Here is a 21,912-nt window from a genome sequence, read left to right as displayed (position 1 = left end):
GCTCAGCGTCTTTCGAAACAACTGATCGTGAAGACTGCCTTGCCGATCGTCCAGGACAAGGGCGTTGACGCGCTGTCGTTTCGCATGCTTGCGGATCGCCTTGGGGTCACCCCGATGGCGGTGGCCTATCACGCCGGCAGCAAGAAACAGCTTCTGTCCGATCTGGTGGAATACGCATTCGCCGGCGTCCTGGATGGCGTGAAGGGGGGCACGCCGGTCGAGCGGGCCCGAAGCATCATGGCGACCTACTATGGGTATGCCTTGAAGAACGCCAACCTTTTGCGCGCGATCCTTGAGGATGTTAAGCTGATGAGCGCGGATTTGACAGACGTGGCGGCGGACCTGAAGGCCAGCACGGACCAGCTTGAATACAGCGATGGCGGCGATGTTCTTGTTCACTTGCTGATCGACTATGCGCACGGGTTTGTGCTCTCCGCATCCAGCGGAGCAAACAATCCCCTAACAATTGAAGACTATCTCCGCGGTATCGACTGGATTCTTAGTCGAGCGGCTGGAGGCCGTGAGACCATTAAATGAAAAGCACGCGCCTCAGAGGTGCGATCCACGGATATTATGTCGACGTGAACACCATATTGGGCTTTGTCTTCGTGTCTGTAGGTGGGATTGTCGGCTTAGGGGGCTGATCTAACCCAGCAGACGTTGACCTCGGAGCAACCTCATAATTTGCGCCCACAATTGATAGCAAACCTAAGGCTCGGAGCCTTCCCCAGGCAAAAATGGTGCGAGTTTCAGGGTTGGGTGTTCAGCCGCCCTTCGATAAACCATGCATGGTTCCACGATGTTAGTTTTCTTATGCCACCCGCCTCCTGAATAACGGGATGCCCTTGGATAAAGTTTCGTTCCTGCTAGGTCATGCCACCCTGCAGCAGACCCAGAAATATGCGAAGTATGCCAGGCGCTCCGCTGCCGATGAGGCTAGGGCGATGCTTAATCAAAACACGGCCTGAAAATATCGCTGGCCCCGGATTTGGCCTCCATATGGAGTTACTATACTTTAAGTGGAGGCCAGATGCCTTACAGGATGTTGTTTTTATTGAAAAAAGTGGTGAGCCGTGCAGGATTCGAACCTGCGACCCACTGATTAAAAGTCAGTTGCTCTACCAACTGAGCTAACGGCCCACTCTTTTATTGGATCTTCTCGATCCGTGGCGCTCTTTACGGCAATTTCCCAACCGGGTTCAAGCCCTTAATTTGCGCCTCGTTTCGCTGAAACAACCTGTGTTTCCGGCGACCCGATAGGCGGCCTACTTAGGCAGGTGGCGCAGGGGGGTCAACCCCTTTTTTCACGATTCGACGCGACAGGGTGGATTCATGTTCCGACCGACGCTATATCGCCGCCATGCAACAGAAACTCGATACCGGATTGCCCTTTGTTAAGATGCATGGGCTGGGAAATGACTTCGTCGTCGTTGACGCGCGCATGCAGGATGTTTCGATTACCCCGGCTCTGGCCCGAGGAATCGGGCATCGGCATTTTGGTGTGGGATTCGATCAGCTGGCCGTAATCGAAAACGGTGCGGCGGACGCGCATCTGGTGTTTTATAATTCGGATGGATCAACTTCGGCGGCGTGTGGCAACGCCACAAGATGCATCGCACGAATGTTGATGGATGAGACGGGCAAAACCCAGCTGACGTTGACAACCGAACGTGGAACGCTTTTTGCGCAGGACGCAGGTGATGGGCTGACCTCGGTCAATATGGGTCTTCCTCAGTTGGAATGGCACGAAATTCCGCTGGCTGAAGAGATGGACACGCTGGAACTGCCCATCGAGGGAACCCCGACAGCGACGGGTATGGGCAATCCGCACTGCACGTTCTTTGTTGAAAACGCCGAGGCGATTCCCTTGGCCGAGTTCGGCGCGCGCTATGAACACCATCCTTTGTATCCCGAGCGCACCAATGTGCAAGTGGCTCAGGTTGTGGGTCCGGATCACATCCGCATGCGGGTGTGGGAACGGGGCGTGGGCATCACCCTGGCATCAGGGTCGTCATCCTGTGCAACCGCGGTGGCTGCGGCGCGGCGTAGACTGACGGGGCGAAAGGTGCAGATTGATCTGGATGGGGGAACCCTGTGGGTTGACTGGCGCGAGGATGGTGTCTGGATGACCGGGTCAACCTGTCACGTCTTCTCGGGCACGTTGTCGCCCGAGTTCTTAGGGACGCTGGGATGAACCCGCCTAAATTCACCACATTGGGTTGCCGCCTGAACGCCTATGAAACCGAGGCGATGAAAGAGCTGTCGCAACAAGCCGGACTGACGGATGCCGTGGTGATAAACACCTGTGCCGTCACAGCTGAGGCTGTGCGCAAAGCGCGACAGGAGATCCGGAAACTGCGTCGTGAAAATCCGAACGCCCGGCTGATTGTTACCGGGTGCGCCGCCCAGACAGAACCCGACACCTTCGCGCAGATGGCCGAGGTCGATGCGGTGATCGGCAACACGGAAAAGATGCGACCAGAAACCTGGAAAGGCATGGCCGCCGACTTTATCGGCGAGACCGAGGCCGTTCAGGTCGATGACATTATGTCTGTCACCGAAACGGCCGGGCACCTGATCGACGGGTTTGGCACACGCTCACGCGCTTATGTGCAGGTTCAGAACGGCTGCGATCACCGCTGTACCTTTTGCATCATTCCCTATGGCCGGGGCAATTCCCGCAGCGTGCCTGCCGGTGTTGTGGTGGATCAGATCAAGCGGCTGGTGGATCGGGGCTATCATGAGGTGGTGCTGACTGGCGTCGACCTGACCTCATGGGGGGCCGATCTGCCTGCACAGCCCAAACTGGGCGATCTGGTGATGCGCATCCTGAAGCTGGTGCCGGATTTGGCCCGTCTGCGGATCAGTTCGATCGACTCGATCGAAGTGGACGAGAATCTGATGCAGGCCATCGCAACCGAACCACGCCTGATGCCGCATCTGCACCTGTCGCTTCAGCATGGCGACGATCTGATCCTGAAGCGCATGAAACGCCGCCACCTGCGCGACGATGCCATTCGGTTTACCGAAGAGGCCCGAAAACTTCGCCCCGACATGACCTTTGGTGCCGACATCATCGCAGGTTTCCCGACCGAGACCGAACAGCATTTCGAGAACTCGCTGAAGCTGGTTACCGATTGCGAACTGACCTGGCTGCATGTCTTCCCATATTCGAAACGCGAAGGCACTCCAGCAGCCCGCATCCCGCAGCAGGTGAACGGGAATGTAATTAAGGATCGCGCCGCCCGTCTGCGTGCGGCTGGGGACGTTCAGGTCAGGAAACACCTGTCAGAACAGATCGGCAAAACCCATCGGATCCTGATGGAGAACCCGCATATGGGGCGGACCGAACAATTCACCGAAGTTACGTTCAATGCACCTCAGCCCGAAGGTCAGATCGTAACCGCCCGAGCCATTGGGGCGAATGATCACAGTTTGGTTGTCTGAAGGTCCGCAGCCTCACCATCTGCGGCAAGCAATTCTTCCATGAATACGCTTATCAGTTGCGCACGCCCATCAACCCCGGCCTTGGCATAGATCGAGGCGGTCTGCGCGCGCACGGTTCCGACGGCCCGTCCCCGGATGCGCGCGATGTTTTCGTTATCCAGCCCTTTCAGAACCAAAAGACCCACGTCTCGCTCGGCAGCGGTGAGCCCCCAACGGTCGAAAAACGTGTTGATGACCACGCTCATTTCACCCTGCGCGGCCTGTAGGCCAAGCTTGGTCTGTTCCACCCTTGCCAGCAGGCGTCGAAGTTCAATCATGAAAAAAACAATTCCGGCAAGCAGAACAAATGCGACAAAAGCCTCAAGACTTACATGGGAAGGCCCCTCACCTTCCTTCAAATCCAGGGCGACGTCGCCAAGGTAAAACACCACGCAAAGTACCTGAACAACGATCATTATCGACATAAGTACAGCCCGGTGAGCGTCTGCATCGCCGGGCCGCCAATGGCTGCTGATCCATTTGATCATTTGGTTGACCAATCCTCAGGTATATTCTTCCGCCCTGTTATCATAGCTTTTGCCAAAGCGACACCTGTTCGCCTCTGATCAATGACAACCCCGGCAACATGCAGCAGAACAGACAGCATCAGCCAGTTGAAGGCCAGTTCGTGCAGATCTTCGACCCATTCGATGCCAAAGAACCGAACCGTCCCCATCATGAACCCTGTCACACACAAAGCCAGCAGTGTCGCCCAGAGGTTATAGACCATTAAGGCCCCCAGAGGGTTGTGTGAAAGGTGCACGCTTTGGTCACCACGCCCCATGTCGCGCAGGTGGTTGAGTGCCGAACGGGGGCTGAAAGGGAAGGCTGCAAACCTGGCAAAAGCCGGACCCGTTAACCCCCAAAGCAACCGCAACAAGACCAAAGCCAGCACGACATAGCCCACATATTCGTGGAACGCGCCCTCGGGATTTGATATCCCCGCATTGATCAGAACGCACAAGACTACGACCCAGTGAACCAGCCGGACCAAAGGATCCCAGACCTGAACGTCGTGGGCGCCTGTGCGCCCACGATGCATCAATTCTGTTTCAGACATTCTGGTTACTGATCCTCAATCTTGACGACTTTACCGCTTGCGGGATCAACGTAAACCTCGGCCAGTTTACCATCCTTGACGACATAGGCTTCGATCTTGCCGTCTTCCGTCTCGATTTTGCGGACATCGAATCCCATGCCTGTCAGAGTTTGCCGAATTTCGGCTTCGGATTTTCCAAGCTCGGCATCGGGTGCGAGATCCAGTGCCAATACCGGCGTTGCAAATAGAATTGAGGCAAAAAGAATAGGAAGTTTCATTGTCGTGACTCCGTGTTTCAGACAAACGGCAGTTGATCAGCCGTTGTGGCTGATGTGCGCCTGTGAAGCTGTCCAATCCATTGACCCGGCGCTTATTTCGGTCAAATAAGCGCGCGCTGATGGAGGCTTGGAAAAAGAAAACCCCCGCAACCTGACGGCGCGGGGGCTGAATTAGTAAAATCCGGTAGGACGGATCGGATCAATCTTCCTTGCGGAGTTTGCCCTTGTGCGGTGCCCAGAGGCGCTTGTTGACCAGGTACAGCAGCACCGACAGAACGGTCAGGAAGATGACACCGACAAAGCCTGCGTTCTTGCGGTCTGTCAGCTTTGGCTCGGCCGCCCACATCAGGAATGCGGCAACGTCCTCGGCCATATGCTCAACCGTGTTCGAGTGCCCGTCCGCGAACTCGACCTGCTCGTCAGCCAGCGGAGGCGCCATCGAAATCCAGCCGCCGGGGAAGGCGGTGTTTTCGTAGAGCACTGCACCCGCTTCTTCTTTTTCGTGGCCAGTGTAGCCGTGTAGCAGCGAGGCGATGTATTCCGGGCCACCCATGCCTTTGACCAGCTGGTTGATGCCCAGACCATAAGGCCCGTGGAAGCCAGCACGTGCCTTTGCCATCAAGCTCAGGTCCGGAGCGCCGACGCCGGTATTGGCCGGGAAGTGATCGGTGGGGATCGCCGGGCGGAAATCGTCCAGCTCGGGGTCGAAGACTTCGAAGTTGCCAGCAGCGTATGCGATGACTTCTTCTTCCGAGTAACCCAGCGCTTCCAGATCGCGCAGCGGCACGTATTGCAGACCGTGGCAAGCCGCGCAGACCTCGGTATAGATCTGCAGGCCGCGTTGCAGCTGATGCTGATCCCAGGTGCCGAACGGGCCTTCGAACGAGAAGGCGAAATCTTCGATATGCTGCTCACCACCACCTGCTGCAATGGAAGCAGCAGGGGTCAGGGCCAGAGCAAACGCGGCGCCGATTGCAAGTTTCTTGAACATGTTTCCGGTCCCTCTTCTTACTCGGCCGGCGTGGCGTCGGCGTCAGCCTTGCCATAATGCGCGTTGAAGTCTTCTTCGATAGTCTCGGGCTGGGCCAGAGGTTTCTCGATCACACCAAGGATCGGCAGGATCACGAAGAAATAGGCGAACCAGTAGGCCGATGCGATCAGCGAGAAGGTCGCATAGGGTTCTTCCGCAGGCATCGCACCCAGCCACATCAGGGCGAAGAAGTCGATGATCAGCAGGTAGAACCACCATTTCAACATCGGACGGTACTTGCCCGAACGCACGCTCGACGTGTCCAGCCAGGGCGCCAGCGCCATGGCCAGGATCGCACCAAACATCGCCAGAACACCGAAGAACTTGGCGTCAACGATACCACCGGTGATGAAGCTGGCAAACTGAACAACCCAGACTTCACCGGTAAAGGCACGCAGGATCGCGTAGAACGGCAGGAAGTACCATTCAGGAACGATATGTGCGGGTGTCGCCAGCGGGTTGGCTTCGATGTAGTTGTCCGGGTGGCCCAGATAGTTCGGCATGAAACCGACAACGGCCCAGAACACGACCAGGATCACGGCCAGCGCGAACAGGTCCTTGATCACGAAATACGGCCAGAACGGCAGCGTGTCTTTCTTCGCCTCGTCCTTCGAGCCGCGACGCACTTCAACACCTGTGGGGTTGTTGTTGCCCGTGGTGTGGAAGGCCCAGATGTGTACCACGACCAAAGCCGCGATGATGAACGGCAGCAGGTAATGCAGCGAGAAGAAGCGGTTCAGCGTGGCGTTATCCACCGCGGGTCCGCCCAGCAGCCAGGTCTGGATCGCGTCACCCACAAACGGAATGGCACCAAACAGACCGGTGATCACAGTCGCACCCCAGAAGGACATCTGACCCCATGGAAGAACATAGCCCATGAAGGCCGTGCCCATCATCATCAGGTAGATCAGCATACCGACGATCCACGTGATCTCGCGCGGGGCTTTGTATGAGCCGTAGAACAAGCCACGGAAGATGTGGATGTAGACCGCAACAAAGAACAGCGACGCGCCGTTCATGTGCAGGTAGCGGATGAAGTAACCGCCATTTACGTTGCGCATGATGTGTTCGATGCTGGCAAATGCCATGTCGACATGCGGCGTATAGTGCATCACCAGAATGATACCGGTGACAATTTGCAGCGCCAGGCAGAACGCCAGAACGATGCCCCAGATCCACCACCAGTTCAGGTTCTTGGGGGTTGGGATCATGAGGGTGTCATACAGCAGGCCAACAATCGGCAGGCGGCTGTTCAGCCATTTCTCGCCGTTTGTCTTCGGCTCGTAATGATCGTGGGGAATTCCGGACATAAGTTTGGGTCTCCCTTAGCCGAGTTTGATTGTGCCGTTGTCCACCCACTCTGCGGGCGGAATGGGCAGGTTCTCAGGCGCGGGGCCTTTGCGGATACGACCGGCAAGGTCGTAGTGTGAACCGTGGCAAGGGCAGAACCAGCCACCGAAGTCGCCTGCATCACCCAAAGGCACACAGCCGAGGTGGGTGCAAACACCCATCTGGACGACCCATGCACCCGGCGCTTCGCCTTCCGGCGACGGCATCACACGGTTTGCGTCGGTTGCAGGGGCATCGGCGCTCAGGTTAAAGTTGCGGGCCAGCGGATCGGGCAGCGCATCAACACCTTCGGCGTCCTGTTTCTGAGCTTCCTGAATCTCGGCACCGGTGCGGTGACGGACAAAGACGGGTTTTCCCAACCATTTGACGGTCAGCTGCGTACCCGGCTCAACACCGCTCACATCCACACGGATCGAGGACAGCGCCTGAACGTCTGCCGATGGGTTCATTTGGTTGATCAGGGGCCATACGGCTGCACCCGTTGCAACGACACCTGCGCCGCCAGCGACGTAGTACAGGAAATCTCTGCGGGTGCCTTCGTGGTCTTCTGCGTGGGACACGAGGTTATCTCCGATTGTCTGGCGCCCGCGGACGGGCAAATAGCTCGCGCACCGCACGAATGCGGTGTCTTAACCGCGCTTACTATCGGGGAGAATAGTGTTCGTCCAGCGTTCATAAACGCGCAATACGCCGCATGTGTCGTTTCCAGCAGCTGCGGAGAGTGTTTTTTGGTGAATCTCGCGTGCGACTTTGTCGGCAACTTCGATTCATGCGTCATTGATTCGCTTTCGCACCCCGCCTTCCGCCACCCGGGTTGGGTATTTGAAGCCTGTCCTGGGTGCCGCTGATTTGCGCCCAAAAGGTACATAATCAAGACTTCGAAACGGAGATTGTTTTCAGCAAAAACATACTCGCTAAATAGATGATTTAAATTACAAATTGCACGCGCCTCACCTGTTGCACTTTCCGCGCGAATAAAGGACAGCGCAAAAGGCGTGCGAACTCCTGCAAGGAGACCCCAATGTCAAAGATCATTCTGGCCGCTGCCTTGTGCACAATGGCCCTGCCCTCTCAGACCCTTGCCGCGGGCGACCCCGCGAAAGGTGAGGCGATATATAACCGTTGTTCTTCGTGTCATGCGATCATCAAGGATGGTGAAGTTCTGGTCAAAGGTGGAATCACCGGCCCGAATCTGTATGGCGTCGTCGGTCGCGTGGCCGGGTCCGAAAACGATTATCGCTATGGCAGCGAGCGCCTGCCGATCGGCATGTTCACGGATGACATGATCCGTGCCGGCGAAGCGGGTCTGGTCTGGACCGAGGAAAACATCGTTGCTTATGCGCAGGATCCGATCGGCTTCATCAAGGAATTTCTGGATGACGAAACTGCCCGTCCGAACATGAGCGTCAAACTCAAGACCGGTGCAGACGATATCGCCGCTTATCTGGCGACCTTCAGCCCCCAGTAAACCCGACGCCTGATGCTGGTTAAGCCTTGTGCATCAAGGCGGCCAGCCGGGCGATTTCACTGCCAAAGCCAGAGGACACCTGATCAGCGGCAGCATTTCGCGCACCTTCGGGTTTGTTTTGACCAAGCTTCCACGTGCCCTGAATATCTTCAACCTGCATGCGGCACGGAACGATCATGCGCATCATCTTGTTCAGCGCGTCCGAGGACATTTTTCCCGTGACCCATGGGGCCTTGGGCAGCAGCCGCTTTTCATAGAATGCAGATTGGCGGTCAAGTACGTCACGCAACTCGTCCTGCGGGCGTAGCTCAAGCTTTCCGATCAGGTGTACGGCGACATAATTCCATGTCGGAACCTGATCTTCGACCCCGTACCAATCGGGCGAAATATATGCATCCGGCCCCTGCACCGCGATCTTTGCGCGCTGCGGTTCGTGCAGCGCACGCACGATAGGGTTCGAGCGCACAAGATGCAGGTCAGCCATTGATCCGTCTTCGGACAACAAAAACGGGACATGACTTAATAACGGGCCCTCTTCCGCAGAGAGTGCCAGAACGCCAAACGCCCGGTCGCGGGCGAATTCAACATGACGCGCACGATCCTCGGCGCGAAAAACGGGGTTAGGGTGCATGAGTGTCCTCCTGTCAAATCTCTTGCAGCGTCGGACAGTTCTTGGCAAGGTCCGCCTCGTTCTCAGGGCGGGGTGGAATTCCCCACCGGCGGTATGCGGGCCACGACCCGTAAGCCCGCGAGCGGCCCCGGTTTTCGGGGTGTCAGCAGATCTGGTGAGACGCCAGAGCCGACGGTCAAAGTCCGGATGAAAGAGAACGTGCAAGCCGCGCCGGTGAACCGGCGCTCCTGCTCGTGATCGCCTTGGGTGACGTGTCATGCCGGGCTGGCAGCTAAAAGTGGGAACCGGTTCTCGCGACTGCCAGCAGGCCACCAAACTGAAAGGAGATCATGATGACACACACCCGCTATGCTTTTGTAAAAGCCAACTGGCATTCCGATATTGTTGACCGCGCGCTCGACGGCTTCCTCGAACTCGTCCCCTCGGAACAAGTCGATGTCTACGACGTTCCCGGCGCGTTCGAGATGCCCCTGCTGGCCCGTGATCTGGCCCGGACCGGGCGCTATGCCGCCGTCGCCTGCGCTGCCTTTGTCGTTGATGGCGGCATCTACAGGCACGATTTCGTTGCGCAGGCCGTGGTCGATGGTCTGATGCGCGCCGGGCTTGATACAGGGGTTCCTGTCCTTTCGGTCTCACTGACCCCGCACCAATATCAGGAAACTGATCATCACAATGCGATCTACCGCGACCATTTCGTACAAAAAGGGCGCGAAGCGGCTCAGGCCGCGCTGATGATCTCGGAAACCCGTGCGAAAGTCGCGCAGGCCGTCTGATCTTCATCTTTTCGAAAATACTCAAAAATGCGCCGCCCGACGGGCGGCGTTCAAACCGTCAACGGCCAAATCCGCTTGAGGCCGGGGGCCTTGCCCGCTAATCACGATCCGCAAAGGAGCACGCCCCATGTCGATGAACAGCTTTGGCCATCTTTTCCGCGTCACCACCTGGGGTGAAAGCCATGGGCCCGCCTTGGGCGCCACTGTCGACGGTTGCCCGCCGGGCGTTGCGATTGACGAGGCGATGATCCAGCACTGGCTGGACAAGCGCAAACCGGGGCAAAACAAGTTCACAACGCAGCGGCGCGAACCGGATCAGGTCAAGATCCTTTCTGGCGTGTTCGAAGGCCAAACTACAGGCACGCCCGTGCAACTGATGATCGAAAACACCGATCAGCGCTCGAAAGACTACGGCGACATCATGGACAAGTTCCGTCCGGGCCATGCCGATATCACCTACTGGCAGAAATACGGCATCCGCGATTATCGCGGGGGTGGGCGCAGTTCAGCCCGGGAAACCGCGTCGCGCGTGGCCGCGGGTGGACTGGCGCGCGAGGCCATCCGGCAGATTGCGCCGAATGTGCAGATCACCGGCTACATGACCCAGATCGGTCCGCACAAGATCGACCGCGCCAAATTCGACTGGGCGCAGATTGAACAGAACCCGTTCTGGGCGCCTGATGAACAGGCGGCCGGGGATTGGGCGACCTATCTGGATGACCTGCGCAAATCCGGCAACTCGGTCGGGGCCGTGGTCGAGGTTGTGGCACGCGGTGTCCCCGCAGGGCTTGGGGCGCCGATATACGCCAAGTTAGACACTGATCTTGCGGCTGCGATGATGTCGATCAACGCTGTCAAAGGTGTCGAGATCGGCGAAGGCATGGCTGCCGCCGAACTGACTGGCGAAGCCAACGCCGACGAAATCTTCATGGGTCAGAATGGTCCGCAATACAGCTCAAACCACGCAGGTGGGATTCTGGGCGGCATCTCGACCGGGCAGGACATTGTCGTGCGCTTTGCGGTAAAACCGACCTCTTCGATCCTGACCACCCGCAAAACCATTACAAAATCCGGTGAAGAGACCGAGATCATCACCAAGGGCCGTCATGACCCCTGTGTTGGCATCCGCGCTGTCCCTGTCGGTGAGGCGATGATGGCTTGTGTCATCCTGGACCACCTACTGCTGCACCGTGGTCAGATCGGAGAAAACCGTGGACGGATCGGCTGATCTGCGCGCGCGTTTGCGTGCCATTGTCGCGCAACGCATGGAAACTGATCCGGCCCATGACCTGGCCCATCTGGATCGTGTTTGGACCAATGCTCAGGCCATTGCAGACGCTCAGGTGGACATCCCCGTCCTGTTGGCAGCCTGTTATCTTCATGATCTGGTCAACCTACCCAAGAATGACCCGAACCGACTGTTTGCCTCACGCCGGTCAGCTGCTGAATCAGGGCCTATTCTGGCAAAACTGGGCTTTTCCGACGATCAGGTTCAGGCCGCGCAACATGCGATAGCGGCCCATAGCTTCTCGGCCAATATCCCACCCGAAACGCTCGAGGCCCGAATTCTGAGGGATGCGGATCGCCTTGACGCCTTGGGGGCCATCGGGATTGCGCGCACATTTTCTGTATCAGGTGCTTTGGGGCGTGTTCTCTATGATCCGGCTGATCCATTCGCAGAAGCGCGCCCGCTGGACGATCTGCGGTATTCGATTGATCACTGGAAGGTTAAGCTGCTGACCCTGCCGGACGACATGCTGACGGATGCAGGCAAGCAGATTGCGCAGGTAAGGGCAGGCCGAATGTTTCAGTTCCTTGAGGATTTTGCAGCGGAAATCGGCGCATCGATACCGAAGTCGTGGACCATCACCTGATCCACCCCGTTGATCTTTTTTCTGCAAAGGCGCAGGGTCGCGCCGATGACAAAACCCTTAACATCGCATCGACCTTTGCTGGCTGTGGCGCTGAAGCTTGGCGCGCTGTTCCTTTTCACGTCGATGTCGGCCCTGGTCAAAGCCTTATCTGACGAATTCCCGCCGGGCCAATTGGTGTTCTTCCGGTCCCTGTTTGCTATTCCGGTCATAATTCTGTGGCTGACCGCGCGCCGAGAGCTGGCGCAAGGCTTTGTCGTCAAGAAACCCATGGGGCATTTCTGGCGCGGTGTTCTGGGGACCAGCGCCATGGGGCTGACATTCACCGGCCTTAGCCTGTTGCCGCTGCCCGAAGTCACCGCAATCGGTTACGCCACGCCGATCTTCACCCTGATTTTGGCCGCTGTGATGCTGGGCGAGCGCATCCGCATGATTCGCATCGGTGCCGTGGCACTTGGGTTGCTTGGCGTGATGATCATGATCTGGCCCCGGCTTGGCAGCACTCAGATGGAAACGGCTGCAACCATCGGAGCGCTATGCGTACTGGGCGCGACCTTTGCCCGGGCCTTCGTGCAGATCCACATCCGCCAACTGGTCAAGGTCGATCACCCTGCTGCAATCGTGTTCTATTTCTCGCTGACAGCGACGCTGCTTTCGGCCCTGACGGCGATCTGGGGATGGACAATGCCTACCCTGAATCAGGCTCTAATACTGATCACCATGGGGCTAATTGGCGGAGTTGCACAGATCTTGGTCACGTCCTCGTATCGGTTTGGACAAGCATCGATGCTGGCACCTTATGACTATGCAACAATGCTTTTTGCGATTGTGATCGGTTATTTCGCGTTTGATGAATTGCCCACCGTTGCGATCCTGATCGGGGCCGCATTGGTGATCGCAGGCAATGTTGTTGTGATCTGGCGCGAACACCAGCTGGGGCTTGAGCGTGGCAAGGCGCGTTCTGTCACGGACCCCAAAGCGTGACTTTACCTTTTGCATTCTTTCCCTAGGTTGGGCCGGACAATCAAAGAGGTTCCCCAATGAGCGACGCGCAGGATCACAAGGAAAAGATGCAAAAGGTGCAGGCCCAGCACCGCAAGAAAGTGTCCGAGGCCGTCGACCCCGAACGCGGCCTTGTTCTGATCAATACCGGCAAGGGCAAAGGCAAGTCATCTGCGGCCTTTGGCGTGGTCATCCGCGCGCTTGGTTGGGGTCAGAAGGTCGCCGTGGTGCAGTTCATCAAGGGCAAGTGGAAAACCGGCGAGCGCCGTTTCTTCGAAGAACGTGATCTGGTCACCTGGCACACGATGGGTGAGGGGTTTACCTGGGACACACAAGACCGCGAGCGCGACATTGCAGCCGCCAACGCCGCCTTCGACAAGGCTTGCGCCCTTATGGCAAGTGGCGAATACGATCTGGTGGTTCTGGACGAGATCAACATCGCGCTTCGCTATGAATATCTCTCGGTCGAGCAGGTGATAGACGGGCTGAACGCGCGTTCGGACAAGACGAGTGTGTTCCTGACAGGCCGTGACGCACCGCAGGCGCTGCGTGATTATGCAGATCTGGTCACCGAGATGACCGAAGAAAAACACCCGTTCCAGGCGGGAATCAAAGCCCAGCGCGGGGTGGATTTCTGAACCTTGCAACAGCGCAGCCCAAACTGCTGCGCTGCTATCCCCTGCCGCTTCGCACAGTTTCAAAGATATATCGCAACGACTTGCGTTGATGGGCGGTGCCTTGTGTGCGGGCTTCTTCAGCGGTTGCTGTGTCCCGGTTCTGGCGGTCGGCATAGGCGCAATAGTCGCCTTCGCAACAATTGCACCCGCACGCAACCAGCGCATCATGTCGGGCCATGATTTCGTCAAGCGTGTCTGTCATCTGTGACCTCACCCCGCGCAGGGATAAATCTGATGAATTCAGTCGGCTTTTTCAAGTAAATTCGCCCGACCGGCCAACAAGCTTCTCTGCTCTGAGCCGCCGATTTACAAAACGGGCGGCTCAGCTATTTCGGTAGCATCTGGACAAAGTTGCCAGTGCTGAGGAACAGCGCTCAGACAGCGACTTCCTGCTCAGGCGCGCTGAGCGAGATGACGAGAACCACAGCCGCACCGTTCAGCCAGTAGAACGCCGCATCCAATCCTGAAAACCCCAGTACACTGGGTGCAAACAGAAAGGTGATGCCGACAATAAGGTCCACGGCCAGGTGAAATTTATAGGGTAGAACGCGCCAAATTCCCAAATGGTGGTCGGTCAGAACTGTCAGGACAAAGGCGGCGACGCCGGTGACAACCGAAAGCCACAGCGCCATCGGGTTGGACTGACCCAATCCCAGCAGGAATGGCAGTGTCATCAGGGCAATGGCAACCGGGTAGTCCAGATACGCGTGGACAGAGCGGGTAACGAAACGCAGGGACATAGGATTTTCCTCTTTTCAATCAGTGATGAAAGAAAGATAGAAAGCCTGACCCGAACGCTGAATTCTCGATCGTTTCAAAAATCTTGCAGATCGTACAGAACTCTTGGCGTATTAGTGCATGGATCTGTATGCGGCTGGCGACAAGCCGACCTGCTTCTTGAAAACACGGGAAAACGCGGCCTCAGAGGCATATCCAACTTCGGCTGCTGCATCTGCCACGTTCCATCGTGCCTCTGTAAGGCCATGGCACGCAATCTGCATGCGCCAGTCGGTGAGGTATTGCATCGGCGTCGTGCCCATCTTCTGGGCAAACAACTGAGAGAAGGCTGTGCGCGACATGCCGGATTCGCGTGCCAGTGTTGCAACGCTCCAGTCTTGCGCTGGCGCTTGGTGGAACGCCGTCAAAGCGCGTGAGATGCGCGTATCCGCAAAGCCCGCAAGGGCGGTGTCCTGCGGGCTTTGCCGTTCCAAGTAGGTTCGGATCGCCTGCGCAAACAGAACTTCGGACAGCTTCAGTGCGATCAGATCGCCGCCAATACGGGCCCCAGACACTTCGGATCCGATCATGCGCAGGGTCGATTCCATCCACGATCCGGCCTCTTCACCATAATTCTCGATCAGGATGTAGGGTGGCAGGCGGTCGATCAGCATATGCCCGGTGCCTTTTCGCCCTGCTGGGCCGGTGAAAGAAAAATGGCCGCAGATCAGTTGCGTGTCCCGGTCCTCGTCTGCACCGCCATAGACAAGGACGCCATCGCCCTTGTAGCCGGCAATCTCAAGAACCTGTTCCAGAGGAAGCGCATCCGGTGGCCTGACCTCGGCACACAACAACGCATGTGGCGCCCCATGAGGGATCAGGATCAGATCCCCCTGCCGCAGCCTCAACGTTTCTCCGGTGGATGAGACATGGACCTTGAGCTCACCCCGTTGAACAAAATGAAACCGCGCGACGTTTTCGAATTCCGGCACCTGAATACCAAAAGGTGGTGTGAACGAGGTGCGGAAGTAGAACGTGCCACGCAGGGACAGACGGGTGAGAATATCGCTGAGAAGGTCCAACATGCGGTGAAGATACGGGAACTGATCCGATCGTCCAGATCACGGAACGCTTTGCACGACAATTTGCACGATCTGCAACAAAAACCCCGCCGAAGCGGGGTTTTGCAAGTTATTACGAGCGGACCAGCTTTTCGTAATCTTCTGCGATTTCGCGGGTCAGGTCGCCGACTTCGAAAGTGTAATCTCCGATTTGCCCGACCGGAGTGACCTCGGCCGCGGTTCCGGTCAGCCAGCACTGTTCGAAATCAGCCATTTCTTCGGGCTTGATGCGCCGCTCATGCACAGTGATGCCTTTATCCTTCAGCATCTGAATGATGGTCTGACGGGTGATGCCATTCAGGAAGCAATCCGCCAGCGGGGTGTGAACCTCTCCATCCTTGACGAAGAACACGTTGGCACCTGTTGCCTCGGCCACGTAACCACGCCAGTCCATGAACAGCGCGTCCGAGCATCCCTTGGCTTCGGCCTTGTGCTTGGAAATGGTGCAGATCATGTAAAGGCCCGCTGCCTTGGCGTGGACCGGGATGGTTTCCGGGCTGGGGCGTTTCCATTCGGCGATGTCCAGTTTTGCGCCCTGCATCTTGGCGTCGCCGTAATAGGCGCCCCAGGGCCAGACCGCGATGGCCATCCGTACCGGGTTGCGGGCCGACGCCACGCCCATGTCTTCGCCAGACCCGCGCCAGACCAATGCGCGGACATAGGCATCCTGAAGGCCACTGGCTTTCAGGGTCTCTTCCTTGGCCGCTTCAATCTGATCGACGGTGTAAGGCATCGGCATGTCCAGCGCCTCGGCGCTGGCGATAAGACGTTCGGAATGTTCGCGGCTTTTGAAAATCTTGCCGTTATAAGCCCGTTCGCCCTCGAACACGGATGAGGCATAGTGCATCGCGTGGGTCAGAATATGCACATTGGCATCGCGCCAGGGCACCAGCTTACCATCCATCCAGATGACACCGTCACGATCATCATACCCCGCCATGCGAAACCTCCTGAACCGGGTTAAATTTCCGATTGTTGCGCTACTTAGGTCCGATGCGGACACAATGTTGCGCAAAAACTGCGATTCGATACCGCTCCGCCCTTGGAATGTCAATAACGCTGACATAAAGTCAAACCCGAGTAACGAATGAGGCATGATATGTCCGAAATCCGCCCAGCCCCGCGATATGGGGGCGAGAGCCTGTTGTTTTTGACGGATGAACAGTTGCGCCAGGGGATCGAGGCCATGTTCTTTGCCTATCGCGGCTTTACCGCGGATCCTGATCGTATCCTGTCCGAGATGGCCTATGGCCGCGCCCATCACCGCGCGATCCATTTTATCAACCGTGCTCCGGGCACCACGGTGAACAATTTGCTGGCGATCCTCGGGGTTACAAAACAGTCTCTGAACAGGGTTCTTCGGACATTGATCGAGGATGGTCTGGTGGAAAGCCGGGTCGGAACCGTGGATAAACGCGAACGGCACCTATTTCTGACGGAAAAGGGCGAAACGTTGGAGGCCACGTTGTCAGATGCGCAACGAACAAGAATGCGCGCAGCCTTCAAGGATGCCGGTCCCGAGGCCGTGGCCGGGTTTCGCAAAGTACTTGAAGCAATGATGGATGCTGATATGCGTCATGCCTATACGAAATTGCGGGATACGAGTTCATGAGCGAAATGGATGCCCATCTGCTGATTGTTGATGATGACGAACGCATTCGCGATCTGCTCAAGAAATTCCTGATGCGAAACGGGTTTCTGGTGACAGCGGCACGGGATGCGGCCCATGCGCGGCGGGTTCTGTCGGGATTGGATTTCGACATGATCGTCATGGATGTGATGATGCCGGGCGAAGATGGCGTCAGCCTGACCAGATCGCTGCGTGACACCCATACGACACCGATCCTGTTGTTGACCGCCAAGGGCGAGACCGAGCATCGGATTGCAGGGCTTGAAGCCGGCGCGGATGATTATCTTGCTAAACCTTTCGAGCCGAAAGAGCTGTTGCTGCGGATCAATGCGATCCTGCGCCGGATGCCGGAAACCCCGGCCGAGGAAACAGCGGCGAAGATCCTGCATCTTGGTCCCATCCGGTATGACATTGAACGTGGTGAGATGTGGCAAGGCGAAATGCCGGTCCGCCTGACGGCAACCGAAAGCCAGCTGATGAAAATTTTCTCGGCCCAACCTGGCGAGCCGATCAGCCGTGCAAAACTGGTGGAAGATCTGGGCCGGGACAAAGGTCAGGCGCAGGAACGTGCCGTGGACGTCCAGATCACCCGCCTGCGCCGGAAGATCGAACAGGACCCGAAACAGCCCCGGTATCTGCAGACAGTCCGGGGCGCAGGCTATATGCTGGCGCCCGATTGAATGGGCCGCTGCGCGGCGATTAATGCCTTCGGCGAGGATATTTTTAGCCAGATGAAGATGGGATCCCGATGAAAACCGCCCTTTTGACACATGCCGATTGCCTTGGACATGTCACACCCCAGGGTCATCCGGAACAGGTGGCGCGGCTGGAGCATATCCTGTACGCGCTGGAGGGGCTGGATCTGAAGCGCGTGACCGCTCCGCTGGCGGCAGACGATGATTTGCTGCGTGTTCATCCCGAAAGCCATATCCGCGACATCAGATCGTCGCGCCCCACTGACGGGTTTGCGCAGATCGACGGGGACACCTTCATGTCGCCGGGTTCCGTGGATGCGGCCTATCGCGCGGCGGGTGCGGCAGTGCGCGCCGTTGATCTGGTTTTGGGCGGTGAGGCGCCGAACGCCTTTTGTGCCATTCGCCCGCCTGGGCACCATGCCGAAGCCGAGAAAGCCATGGGGTTCTGCCTGTTTGGCAACGCGGCGCTGGCTGCGAAACACGCGCTGGATTACCACGGGCTGAAGCGGGTCGCTGTGGTCGATTTCGACGTTCATCATGGCAACGGCACGCAGGACCTGCTGTGGGATGAAGATCGGGCCCTTGTGATCACCAGCCAGCAAATGCCGTTATGGCCCGGATCAGGCCGCCCGGACGAGGCAGGCGCTTACGATAACGTTCTGAATATCCCGCTGGCCCCGGGCACCGGCGGGGCTGAGATGCGATCCGCCTATGAAACGCAGGCCTTTCCGCGCCTGCGGGCATTCCGGCCGGAGCTGATCATCATCTCGGCCGGGTTCGATGCGCATCAGGACGACCCTCTGGCCAATCTCAACTGGTCGACTGGCGATTTCGCCTGGATCACGGCAGAGCTGTGCGGGATAGCCGATGAGGTGTGTCAGGGCCGTATCGTCTCGACTCTGGAGGGCGGGTATGATCTGAACGCACTGGCCGAGGCGACACGCGCCCATGTGGAAGAACTGATGAAGGCAGCACGATGACCGATACCCCAGTTGAGCAGATGACATTCGAGCAGGCCATGAAAGAGCTTGAGACCGTGGTTGGTCAGCTTGAGCGCGGCGACGTGGCGCTGGATCAGTCGATTGCGCTTTATGAACGCGGGGCCGCTTTGAAAAAGCGTTGCGAGGACGAGTTGAAGCGGGCCGAGGAAAAAGTGGCCGCGATCACTCTGGACGCGAATGGCCAACCGACCGGGACCACACCTGTCGAAGGTCAGTAAATGTTTCAGGAAAGACTGGCGCAGGACGCGGCGCGCCTTCAGGATCATTTTGACCTGATAATGGGCGCGCTGGACGATCTGGATGTGACACGGGCAATGGCCTACGCCACCCGGGGCGGTAAACGGCTGCGCGGGTTTCTGGTTCTGGAAAGTGCGCGCCTGCACCAAATCGACGAGTCCCGCGCGATCTGGCCCGCGACCGCGATCGAGGCCCTGCACGCCTATTCGCTGGTTCACGACGATCTGCCCTGCATGGATGACGACGATCTGCGGCGCGGACGCCCCACAGTGCATGTGAAATGGGATGAAGGCACGGCTGTACTTGCCGGGGACGCGCTGCAAACACTGGCCTTTGAGCTGTGTACCCGGCCCGAGGTTGGAGACGCAGACGTTCGCGTTGATCTGGCACTGACACTGGCCAGGGCAAGCGGTGCGCAAGGTATGGTTTTGGGGCAGGCGCTTGATATTGCGGCGGAAACCGCTTCTGAGCCTCTGACGCTGAATGCGATAACACGGCTTCAGGGCGGCAAAACGGGCGCTTTGATCGAATGGTCCGCCTGTGCGGGTGCGCGTCTGGCGAAAGCGGATCCAGAGCCCTTGCGCCAATATGCCCGGGCCCTTGGTCTTGCTTTTCAGATTGCAGACGACATCCTTGATATTGAAGGTGATGCGACAAAGGCAGGCAAACGTCTTCAGAAAGATGCGGATGCGGGAAAGGCCACTTTCGTATCGCTTCTGGGTTTGGATGCTGCCAGAACCCGCGCCAGTGAACTTGTTGATCAGGCCTGTGCCGCACTGGACGGGTATGGCCCGACGGCAGAAACCTTGAAGGAAGCCGCTCGCTTCGTTATTGCCCGGGACAGCTAAGCCAGGAACGCGCCAAATGTCTGACCGCCCCAAAACGCCCCTGCTGGACCTTGTGAACCGCCCCGCTGATCTCAAGCGGTTCTCGGACGCGCAGCTGCATCAGGTTGCGCAGGAATTGCGGGCCGAGACGATTTCGGCGGTTTCTGTGACCGGCGGGCATCTGGGCGCGGGTCTGGGTGTTGTGGAACTGACAACCGCGCTGCACGCTGTTTTCGACACGCCGCGCGACAAGATCATCTGGGATGTGGGCCATCAGTGCTATCCGCACAAAATCCTGACCGAACGGCGCGACCGCATTCGCACGCTGCGCATGAAAGATGGCCTGAGCGGTTTTACCAAGCGCAGCGAAAGCCCCTATGACCCGTTTGGCGCCGCGCATTCCAGCACTTCGATCAGTGCGGCACTGGGTTTTGCCGTCGCGCGTGATCTGGGCGGTGTAACCCCTGAAGGGTTGGGTGACGCGATTGCCGTGATCGGTGATGGATCGATGTCCGCAGGCATGGCCTTTGAGGCGATGAATAACGCAGGTCACCTGAAGAAACGCCTGATCGTCATTCTGAATGACAATGAGATGAGCATCGCCCCCCCTGTTGGTGCCCTGTCCAGCTATCTGTCCCGAATCTACGCCGAGGCGCCATTCCACGATCTGAAAGCCGCCGCAAAGGGCGCTGTTTCACTTTTGCCCGAACCGTTCCGCGAAGGGGCCAAACGCGCTAAGGAAATGCTGAAAGGTATGGCCGTGGGCGGGACCCTGTTCGAAGAGCTCGGGTTTTCCTATCTCGGGCCTATTGATGGGCATGACCTGGATCAGCTGTTGCCGGTTCTGCGCACCGTCAAGGCGCGGGCAACCGGGCCGATCCTGATCCACGTCTTGACCAAGAAGGGCAAAGGGTACGCACCAGCCGAACAGGCCCGCGACAAAGGCCACGCGACAGCCAAATTCGATGTGGTTACGGGCGAGCAGAAAAAGGCCCCTTCAAACGCCCCTTCTTACACGTCTGTCTTTGGCAGGGCTCTGGTGGATGCCGCCGCGCGCGATGACAAGATCGTTGCGGTGACTGCCGCGATGCCAGATGGCACCGGGTTGGGCCTGTTTGCCGAACGGTACCCGTCGCGCTGTTTCGATGTGGCGATTGCCGAGCAGCACGGCGTGACCTTCTCGGCTGCGCTGGCGGCAGGGGGGATGAAGCCATTCTGCGCCATGTATTCGACCTTTCTGCAGCGGGGGTACGACCAGGTTGTGCATGACGTCGCAATCCAGCGCTTGCCCGTTCGGTTTGCCATTGACCGCGCGGGTTTGGTGGGGGCTGACGGTGCCACCCATGCCGGGTCGTTCGATATTGCCTATTTGGCCAATCTGCCGGGCATGGTCGTCATGGCCGCCGCGGATGAGGCGGAATTAATGCACATGGTGGCAACCGCTGTCGCGCATGATGAAGGGCCGATTGCCTTCCGCTATCCGCGCGGCGAAGGTGTCGGAGTGGACTTGCCCGAACGCGGTGAGGTACTGGAGATCGGCAAAGGCCGCATGATCCGGAAAGGCGCGCGCGTCGCACTTTTGTCTTTTGGCACGCGGCTGGCTGAAGTTCAGAAAGCAGCCGAGTCTCTGACCGCCAAAGGCATTAGCCCAACAATCGCAGACGCCCGCTTTGCCAAGCCGCTGGATCGCGATCTGATCCTGAATCTGGCTGCGGATCATGAGGCGTTGATCACCATCGAAGAAGGCGCTGTTGGCGGGTTTGGCAGCCATGTGGCACAGCTTCTGGCGGATGAGGGTGTTTTTGATCGGGGCTTGAAATACCGCTCGATGGTCTTGCCTGACATCTTCATCGATCAGGCCAGCCCCGCGGACATGTATGCCGTTGCGGGTATGAATGCCGAGCAGATCGAAGCCAGGGTGCTGGATGTTCTGGGCGTAACCTCGATCGGTGAAAAGCGCGCGTAATAGCGGCGTTGAGACGCCCGCTTTTGGTTTCGACGCTTTTACAAGCAGGAGGCCGACAATCCAGAACAGAGCGGGAATGCCAAGCGCCACCCGGGTCCTTCATTGCGATTTTC

At 58.0% G+C, this 21,912-nt stretch carries 26 protein-coding genes, 1 tRNA gene, 1 pseudogene and 1 riboswitch; of the genes and pseudogenes, 16 read left to right on the top strand and 12 right to left on the bottom strand.

Annotation, left to right across the window (positions count from 1 at the left end):
* The first annotated feature begins 27 nt into the window (after positions 1-27).
* On the top strand, positions 28-537 hold the full coding sequence (locus ACR0BZ_RS09780) for a TetR/AcrR family transcriptional regulator (RefSeq protein WP_480528870.1): 510 nt from the start codon (positions 28-30) through the stop codon (positions 535-537).
* Positions 538-821: 284 nt separating this feature from the next.
* Positions 822-968, top strand: a pseudogene (locus ACR0BZ_RS09775) (hypothetical protein); the annotation flags it as partial.
* Between the two features lie 96 nt (positions 969-1,064).
* Here the strand turns inward: ACR0BZ_RS09775 and ACR0BZ_RS09770 are convergent.
* Positions 1,065-1,140: transfer RNA gene (locus ACR0BZ_RS09770), tRNA-Lys, on the bottom strand.
* A 220-nt stretch (positions 1,141-1,360) separates the two neighbouring features.
* On the opposite strand from ACR0BZ_RS09770, the gene dapF reads away from it, so the two are divergent.
* On the top strand, positions 1,361-2,194 hold the full coding sequence (dapF, locus tag ACR0BZ_RS09765; protein WP_480920118.1) for a diaminopimelate epimerase: 834 nt from the start codon (positions 1,361-1,363) through the stop codon (positions 2,192-2,194).
* Positions 2,191-3,447, top strand: a complete 1,257-nt coding sequence (gene mtaB / locus ACR0BZ_RS09760) for a tRNA (N(6)-L-threonylcarbamoyladenosine(37)-C(2))-methylthiotransferase MtaB (protein ID WP_480920117.1) — start codon at positions 2,191-2,193, stop codon at positions 3,445-3,447. The genes dapF and mtaB overlap by 4 nt, the downstream gene beginning before the upstream one ends.
* Here mtaB and ACR0BZ_RS09755 read toward each other — a convergent pair.
* From ACR0BZ_RS09755 to petA, 6 genes are all read right to left on the bottom strand, one after another.
* Positions 3,429-3,974 (bottom strand): helix-turn-helix transcriptional regulator, encoded by a 546-nt coding sequence (locus ACR0BZ_RS09755; protein ID WP_480920116.1) that lies wholly within the window; start codon positions 3,972-3,974, stop codon positions 3,429-3,431. The genes mtaB and ACR0BZ_RS09755 overlap by 19 nt on opposite strands.
* Entirely contained in the window at positions 3,971-4,546 is a 576-nt protein-coding gene (locus ACR0BZ_RS09750) for a cytochrome b/b6 domain-containing protein (protein ID WP_480482775.1), read from the bottom strand. The genes ACR0BZ_RS09755 and ACR0BZ_RS09750 overlap by 4 nt, the downstream gene beginning before the upstream one ends.
* A 5-nt stretch (positions 4,547-4,551) precedes the next feature.
* Entirely contained in the window at positions 4,552-4,803 is a 252-nt protein-coding gene (locus ACR0BZ_RS09745; protein WP_480506915.1) for a PepSY domain-containing protein, read from the bottom strand.
* Between the two features lie 199 nt (positions 4,804-5,002).
* A complete protein-coding gene (locus ACR0BZ_RS09740; protein ID WP_480482771.1) occupies positions 5,003-5,794 on the bottom strand; it encodes a cytochrome c1 in 792 nt (263 codons plus the stop codon).
* Positions 5,795-5,811: 17 nt separating this feature from the next.
* Positions 5,812-7,143 (bottom strand): cytochrome b, encoded by a 1,332-nt coding sequence (gene petB / locus ACR0BZ_RS09735; RefSeq protein ID WP_267363184.1) that lies wholly within the window; start codon positions 7,141-7,143, stop codon positions 5,812-5,814.
* Between the two features lie 15 nt (positions 7,144-7,158).
* Complete coding sequence (gene petA / locus ACR0BZ_RS09730; protein WP_267363183.1) at positions 7,159-7,743, bottom strand: ubiquinol-cytochrome c reductase iron-sulfur subunit; 585 nt, start codon at positions 7,741-7,743, stop codon at positions 7,159-7,161.
* A 461-nt stretch (positions 7,744-8,204) separates the two neighbouring features.
* On the opposite strand from petA, the gene ACR0BZ_RS09725 reads away from it, so the two are divergent.
* Complete coding sequence (locus ACR0BZ_RS09725; protein WP_480482769.1) at positions 8,205-8,651, top strand: c-type cytochrome; 447 nt, start codon at positions 8,205-8,207, stop codon at positions 8,649-8,651.
* Between the two features lie 19 nt (positions 8,652-8,670).
* On the opposite strand, the gene ACR0BZ_RS09720 is transcribed toward ACR0BZ_RS09725, so the two are convergent.
* A complete protein-coding gene (locus ACR0BZ_RS09720; RefSeq protein ID WP_480487825.1) occupies positions 8,671-9,282 on the bottom strand; it encodes an FMN-binding negative transcriptional regulator in 612 nt (203 codons plus the stop codon).
* A 54-nt stretch (positions 9,283-9,336) separates the two neighbouring features.
* A riboswitch (FMN riboswitch) is annotated at positions 9,337-9,484 on the top strand.
* 130 nt (positions 9,485-9,614) lie between these two features.
* On the opposite strand from ACR0BZ_RS09720, the gene ACR0BZ_RS09715 reads away from it, so the two are divergent.
* From ACR0BZ_RS09715 to cobO, 5 genes are all read left to right on the top strand, one after another.
* Positions 9,615-10,055 carry a 6,7-dimethyl-8-ribityllumazine synthase gene (locus ACR0BZ_RS09715; RefSeq protein WP_267363178.1) on the top strand — a complete coding sequence of 147 codons (441 nt, stop codon included), beginning with the start codon at positions 9,615-9,617 and terminating at the stop codon, positions 10,053-10,055.
* Between the two features lie 127 nt (positions 10,056-10,182).
* Positions 10,183-11,283: a chorismate synthase gene (gene aroC / locus ACR0BZ_RS09710; protein WP_480482762.1), complete on the top strand. Its 1,101-nt coding sequence runs from the start codon at positions 10,183-10,185 to the stop codon at positions 11,281-11,283.
* Positions 11,267-11,929, top strand: a complete 663-nt coding sequence (locus ACR0BZ_RS09705) for an HD domain-containing protein (protein WP_480920115.1) — start codon at positions 11,267-11,269, stop codon at positions 11,927-11,929. The genes aroC and ACR0BZ_RS09705 overlap by 17 nt, the downstream gene beginning before the upstream one ends.
* A 45-nt stretch (positions 11,930-11,974) precedes the next feature.
* Positions 11,975-12,910 carry a DMT family transporter gene (locus ACR0BZ_RS09700; RefSeq protein ID WP_480482758.1) on the top strand — a complete coding sequence of 312 codons (936 nt, stop codon included), beginning with the start codon at positions 11,975-11,977 and terminating at the stop codon, positions 12,908-12,910.
* 56 nt (positions 12,911-12,966) lie between these two features.
* The gene (gene cobO / locus ACR0BZ_RS09695; protein WP_480474573.1) at positions 12,967-13,566 is read left to right on the top strand and encodes a cob(I)yrinic acid a,c-diamide adenosyltransferase; all 600 of its coding nucleotides are present in this window, start codon (positions 12,967-12,969) and stop codon (positions 13,564-13,566) included.
* A gap of 34 nt (positions 13,567-13,600) precedes the next feature.
* Here the strand turns inward: cobO and ACR0BZ_RS09690 are convergent, their stop codons facing one another.
* From ACR0BZ_RS09690 to ACR0BZ_RS09675, 4 genes are all read right to left on the bottom strand, one after another.
* Positions 13,601-13,807: a hypothetical protein gene (locus ACR0BZ_RS09690; RefSeq protein ID WP_267363171.1), complete on the bottom strand. Its 207-nt coding sequence runs from the start codon at positions 13,805-13,807 to the stop codon at positions 13,601-13,603.
* 172 nt (positions 13,808-13,979) lie between these two features.
* Positions 13,980-14,345: an SPW repeat domain-containing protein gene (locus tag ACR0BZ_RS09685; protein ID WP_480920114.1), complete on the bottom strand. Its 366-nt coding sequence runs from the start codon at positions 14,343-14,345 to the stop codon at positions 13,980-13,982.
* Positions 14,346-14,456: 111 nt separating this feature from the next.
* The gene (locus ACR0BZ_RS09680; protein ID WP_480538489.1) at positions 14,457-15,407 is read right to left on the bottom strand and encodes an AraC family transcriptional regulator; all 951 of its coding nucleotides are present in this window, start codon (positions 15,405-15,407) and stop codon (positions 14,457-14,459) included.
* Between the two features lie 109 nt (positions 15,408-15,516).
* A complete protein-coding gene (locus ACR0BZ_RS09675; RefSeq protein WP_480914773.1) occupies positions 15,517-16,383 on the bottom strand; it encodes a branched-chain amino acid aminotransferase in 867 nt (288 codons plus the stop codon).
* Positions 16,384-16,542: 159 nt separating this feature from the next.
* Between ACR0BZ_RS09675 and ACR0BZ_RS09670 the strand changes: the two genes are divergently transcribed.
* The 6 genes from ACR0BZ_RS09670 to dxs all read left to right on the top strand — a co-directional run bounded on the left by ACR0BZ_RS09670 (position 16,543) and on the right by dxs (position 21,799).
* Complete coding sequence (locus ACR0BZ_RS09670) at positions 16,543-17,055, top strand: MarR family winged helix-turn-helix transcriptional regulator (protein WP_209598920.1); 513 nt, start codon at positions 16,543-16,545, stop codon at positions 17,053-17,055.
* Positions 17,052-17,753, top strand: a complete 702-nt coding sequence (locus tag ACR0BZ_RS09665) for a response regulator (protein ID WP_209506983.1) — start codon at positions 17,052-17,054, stop codon at positions 17,751-17,753. The genes ACR0BZ_RS09670 and ACR0BZ_RS09665 overlap by 4 nt, the downstream gene beginning before the upstream one ends.
* A gap of 68 nt (positions 17,754-17,821) precedes the next feature.
* Positions 17,822-18,748, top strand: a complete 927-nt coding sequence (locus ACR0BZ_RS09660; RefSeq protein WP_480920113.1) for a histone deacetylase family protein — start codon at positions 17,822-17,824, stop codon at positions 18,746-18,748.
* The gene (locus ACR0BZ_RS09655) at positions 18,745-18,987 is read left to right on the top strand and encodes an exodeoxyribonuclease VII small subunit (protein WP_267363166.1); all 243 of its coding nucleotides are present in this window, start codon (positions 18,745-18,747) and stop codon (positions 18,985-18,987) included. Before ACR0BZ_RS09660 ends, ACR0BZ_RS09655 begins: the two co-directional genes overlap by 4 nt.
* Positions 18,988-19,854, top strand: a complete 867-nt coding sequence (locus ACR0BZ_RS09650; protein ID WP_480920112.1) for a polyprenyl synthetase family protein — start codon at positions 18,988-18,990, stop codon at positions 19,852-19,854.
* Positions 19,855-19,870: 16 nt separating this feature from the next.
* On the top strand, positions 19,871-21,799 hold the full coding sequence (gene dxs, locus ACR0BZ_RS09645) for a 1-deoxy-D-xylulose-5-phosphate synthase (protein WP_480482747.1): 1,929 nt from the start codon (positions 19,871-19,873) through the stop codon (positions 21,797-21,799).
* The last annotated feature ends 113 nt before the right edge of the window (positions 21,800-21,912 follow it).

The organism is Ruegeria sp. P8, assembly GCF_056534665.1.
Note: the sequence above shows the minus strand (reverse complement) of the source record. Positions and strands in the feature narration are given on the sequence as shown.